Below are 4,285 nucleotides of genomic sequence, written 5' to 3' on the forward strand. Positions count from 1 at the left end.
GACGACGGCAGCATGGTGCTCGTCGCCAGCGTCGAAGTTGCGGCCCGTCCAGCGCACCCAGCCGATGACCGACTGGTGCACGCGGTTGCCATGCCTCAGGGGCTTGAGTTGCTCACACAACAGGGCCAGCAGCACCGCGAAGAAATTCATGGGCCGGGATGATAGTGGCGCGCTCAGGCGCCGCTGAGAAGACGATAGAAGTTGCGCAACATCGCGGCGGTCGCGCCCCAGATGAAGTACTCGCGTTCGGGCCCTTGCCAGGGCATGGACAGAAAGCGCCGCTCGGCGCCCGCGAACTCGAAACGGTGGTGGCGGTGGTGGGCCGGATCCATCAGGAAGGCCAGTGGCACCTCGAAGGCTTCGGCAACCTCGAAGTCGTCCAGCGTCAGCGTGAAGCCCGGCTCCACGAGGGCCACCACCGGCGTCACCTGGAAGGCCGTCACTGTCGAATAGACCGGCAACTGGCCAATGATCTCGATGTGCTGGCGCGACAGGCCGATCTCCTCCTCGGTCTCCCGCAGCGCGGTCGCGACGGGACCATCGTCCTCGGGCTCGACACGGCCGCCGGGGAAGCTGATCTGGCCGGCGTGATCGCGCAGATGGTCGGTACGCCGGGTCAGCAGCAGGTTCAAGCCTGCCTCTCGCTGCACCAGCGGGATGAGCACAGCGGCACCAGACGGCTCGCGATTGGCGAAGAGACCCCCGTCGCCGACGAACTCAGGCGTCCAGGCCGCCACCTCCGCCAGGCGCGCCCGTATGGCCGAAGCCGTCAGCGCCAAGTCTGGCACTGCCGGGAGATGATCATCGATGCTCGTGACCGGCACGAGTTGGGGCTGGGTGATAGCGGGGCGGGTCATGCGACAGAAAAACAAAAGCCGCCGAGAGCGTACGCCCTGGCGGCTTTGGCGGTAGGAACCGGCTGATTAAGCCAGCTTCTCTTTGATTCGAGCCGACTTGCCCGAACGCTGGCGCAGGTAGTACAGCTTGGCGCGACGGACGTCACCGCGGCGCTTGACTTCGATCGTGGCGATCAGCGGGCTGTAGAGCTGAAAGGTCCGCTCGACGCCTTCGCCGCTGGAGATCTTGCGGACGATGAAGCTGCTGTTCAGGCCGCGATTGCGCTTGGCAATCACGACGCCTTCGTAGGCCTGCACGCRCTTGCGGGTGCCTTCAACGACGTTGACGCTGACGATCACCGTGTCGCCAGGGGCGAAGGGCGGGATGGTCTTGTTCAGGCGAGCAATTTCTTCTTGCTCAAGGGTTTGGATCAGGTTCATCTGTACTCCTGGAGATCTTGGCGAGACGCTATTTATCGGGATGTTTGCAGCTGGCTCCCTGTATAGGACCCAGCCACTCGCCCCGCCAGAGGATCGGACAGCCCGCTAGTGTAGCCTGGGCCGCGGGTTTAGCCTAGAGCTTGGCCAGGAAGGATTCATCGGCCTTGCTGAGGCGGCCGGCGGCGCGGGCGGCGGCAATCAGGTCGGGCCGGCGCGCGGCCGTCAGCACCAGAGACTGCTCGCGGCGCCAGCGCCGGATGTCGGCGTGGTGGCCCGACAGCAGCACGGGCGGCACGCCGCGACCATCGGCCAGAACTTCGGGGCGGCTGTAGTGCGGGCAGTCCAGCAGGCCATCAGAGAAGCTGTCCTGCTCGTGGGATTTGGCGTCGCCAAGGACCCCCTCCTGCAGCCGTGCGACGGCGTCCAGCAGGGTGAGCGCCGGGAGTTCACCACCCGACAGCACGAAGTCGCCCAGGCTGAGTTCCAGCGTTACATGACGGTCCAGCACGCGCTGGTCAATGCCTTCGTAGCGACCGCAAAGCAGGATGGCACCCGGGCCCGCAGCGAGATCCTGCACGCGGGCCTGATCGATTCGCGCGCCGGTCGGGGTGAAGTGGATGACGACGGGCGCCGCCTCGCCACGATCCGCCTTGACGGCGGTGAGCGCCTTTTCAAGCGGCTCGGCCAGCATGACCATGCCTGGGCCGCCGCCATAGGTGCGGTCGTCGACGCGGCGGTAGTTGTCCTCGGCGAAATCGCGCAGCAGCCACAGGCGCACGTCGACCTGACGGCTCTCGAAGGCGCGCCGCGTGACGCCATGCGTCAGATGCGGCGCGAACAGCTCCGGGAAGATCGTCAGGACATCGAAGCGCATGGCTTCGGTCAGAAGTCCAGGCCCCAGTCGACGCGGATACGCCGGTCTTCCAGGCTGACGTCGTCGATGAAACGCCCGACGAAGGGGATCAAGCGCTCCTGGTCCGGCTTGGCGGGCTCTTCCACTCCTGGCGGCAGGATGCGCAGCACGGCATGCGGGCCGGTGTCGATCAGGCCGATCACTCGGCCCAAAGCCTCAGACTCGCGATTGATGACGTCCAGGCCGATCAGGTCAACCCAGTAGTACTCGCCGTCGGGTGTGCGCGGGAAGTCACTGCGGGGAATGTAGATCTCGTGGCCACGCAGCGCTTCGGCGGCATTGCGGTCGTCCACCCCTTCGGCGACGGCGACGATGCCCTCGCCCTGCTCGCGCACCGATTTCACGGCCAACACCAGTTGGCTGGGCTTGGGGCCGGTCGACTTCAGATACCAGCGCTTGGCGCTGAACAACGCGTCCGCGTCGGCCGAGTAGGCCTGCACCTTCAGGCCACCTTTGATGCCCCAGGCATCAAGGATGCGGCCCACCGGCAGCAGATCTTCGGGCCAGGAAGCAAAAGACGGCGCCGAGGCGCCGTCTTGCTGAGGCTTGTTGCCTGCCACGCCTGCTTAGGCGGCGACAGCAGCCGTCTTGGCATCGCCAACCAGGCGGGCCACCGTGGGCGACAGCTGGGCGCCGACACCGATCCAGTAGCTCACGCGGTCCTGCTCGACGCGCAGCTTCTCGGCGGAGCCGGAAGCGACGGGGTTGTAGAAGCCAACACGCTCGATGAAACGGCCGTCACGACGCTGGCGGCTGTTGGCGACGACGATGTTGTAGAAGGGGCGCTTCTTGGAGCCGCCGCGAGCCAGACGAATCACAACCATGATGTTTCCTAAAAATTGGGTGACCACCGCACGAGGAGACACTCAAGTAGCGACAAGTCGAATGGCAGGAACCCCTGCCGGGGTAGGCTCTGTAGATACGCCGCAGCCATCTGCGACCAGAGCCGAAAACCCAGCATTATAAACTCGATCAAGCTCCTCTTGCGCAGTCCCGAAAACCGACAAATGTCACAGCCCGCTCCCATCACCCTGCCCCTGACGATCCGCCCCAGCACTGACGCCGACTTGGCCGCCATCCAGGCCATTTACGCCCACGCCGTGCTGGAAGGCACCGGCACCTTCGAAACCGAGGTGCCCGGAGTCGACGAGATGGGCCGCCGCCGCGCCGAGGTGCTGAGTCGCAATCTACCCTGGCTGGTGGCCGAGCGCGGCGGCGAAGTGCTGGGCTATGCCTATGCCAACTACTTCCGCCCCCGCCTGGCGTATCGTTTCTGTGTCGAAGACTCGATCTACCTGTCACCCGCCGCACAAGGCCAGGGCGTGGGCCGGCTGCTGCTGGCCGAACTGATGGCCCGCTGCGAAGCGGCCGGCGCGCGCCAGATGCTGGCCGTCATCGGCGACGCGGCCAATGCCGGCTCCGTCGGCGTGCACACGGCGCTGGGCTTCGAGCACACCGGCGTGCTGAAAAGCGCAGGCTGGAAGTTCGGCCGCTGGCTGGACGTCGTGTTGATGCAGCGCACCTTGGGCCTGGGTGACAGCGCCGCCGCCGAATGAGCGGCGTCACCAAACACAAAGCCGTTGCGACCTGGCTGGCCTTGCTGGTCGGTGTCTTCGGCCTGCACCGCTTCTATCTGCATGGGCTCAAGGACCGCTGGGCTTGGCTGTTCCCCGTGCCGACGCTGCTCGGTCTGCTCGGCGTACAGCGCATGGACACCCTCGGCCAGGACGATCGCCTGGCGTGGCTGCTGATTCCGCTGCTGGGCGCCAGCCTCGTCGCCGCCCTGCTCGGCGGCATCGTCTACGGGCTGATGCCGGACGAGCGCTGGAACGCCCGCTTCAATGCCGGCCGGCCGGCCAGCACGGGCGGCTGGGCCGCCGTCATCGGCGTCGTGCTCTGCCTGCTGTTCGGCGGCACGGCGCTGATGGCGACCATCGCCTTCAGCGCCCAGCGCTATTTCGAATCGCAGGCCGGTCAGTAGAGAATAAAACTGACCCAGTAGCAGATGCCGGCCATCAGCGCCGCGGCCGGGATCGTGAAGATCCAGGCTCCGTCGGCCGTGCGCTGGGGCGTGGCCGGCAGCATCGTCTGGGCC

Annotated in this window: 7 protein-coding genes; 2 read left to right on the forward strand and 5 right to left on the reverse strand. The window is 66.2% G+C overall.

The window, feature by feature from the left end:
* Positions 1 to 173: 173 nt before the first annotated feature.
* The 5 genes from ACXJKR_RS25710 to rpsP all read right to left on the reverse strand — a co-directional run bounded on the left by ACXJKR_RS25710 (position 174) and on the right by rpsP (position 3,014).
* The gene (locus ACXJKR_RS25710; protein ID WP_056201925.1) at positions 174 to 857 is read right to left on the reverse strand and encodes a CoA pyrophosphatase; all 684 of its coding nucleotides are present in this window, start codon (positions 855 to 857) and stop codon (positions 174 to 176) included.
* A gap of 66 nt (positions 858 to 923) precedes the next feature.
* Positions 924 to 1,277 (reverse strand): 50S ribosomal protein L19, encoded by a 354-nt coding sequence (gene rplS / locus ACXJKR_RS25715; protein ID WP_457325222.1) that lies wholly within the window; start codon positions 1,275 to 1,277, stop codon positions 924 to 926.
* A 133-nt stretch (positions 1,278 to 1,410) separates the two neighbouring features.
* Positions 1,411 to 2,151, reverse strand: coding sequence for a tRNA (guanosine(37)-N1)-methyltransferase TrmD (trmD, locus tag ACXJKR_RS25720; RefSeq protein WP_457325223.1), 741 nt, complete (start codon positions 2,149 to 2,151; stop codon positions 1,411 to 1,413).
* Between the two features lie 8 nt (positions 2,152 to 2,159).
* Positions 2,160 to 2,750, reverse strand: a complete 591-nt coding sequence (rimM, locus tag ACXJKR_RS25725; protein WP_056201916.1) for a ribosome maturation factor RimM — start codon at positions 2,748 to 2,750, stop codon at positions 2,160 to 2,162.
* 6 nt (positions 2,751 to 2,756) lie between these two features.
* On the reverse strand, positions 2,757 to 3,014 hold the full coding sequence (gene rpsP / locus ACXJKR_RS25730) for a 30S ribosomal protein S16 (protein ID WP_056201913.1): 258 nt from the start codon (positions 3,012 to 3,014) through the stop codon (positions 2,757 to 2,759).
* Between the two features lie 183 nt (positions 3,015 to 3,197).
* On the opposite strand from rpsP, the gene ACXJKR_RS25735 reads away from it, so the two are divergent.
* Positions 3,198 to 3,746, forward strand: coding sequence for an N-acetyltransferase family protein (locus tag ACXJKR_RS25735; protein ID WP_457325224.1), 549 nt, complete (start codon positions 3,198 to 3,200; stop codon positions 3,744 to 3,746).
* Positions 3,743 to 4,171, forward strand: coding sequence for a hypothetical protein (locus ACXJKR_RS25740; protein ID WP_457325225.1), 429 nt, complete (start codon positions 3,743 to 3,745; stop codon positions 4,169 to 4,171). Before ACXJKR_RS25735 ends, ACXJKR_RS25740 begins: the two co-directional genes overlap by 4 nt.
* Positions 4,172 to 4,285: the final 114 nt, after the last annotated feature.

Source organism: Roseateles sp. P5_E11 (assembly GCF_054049355.1).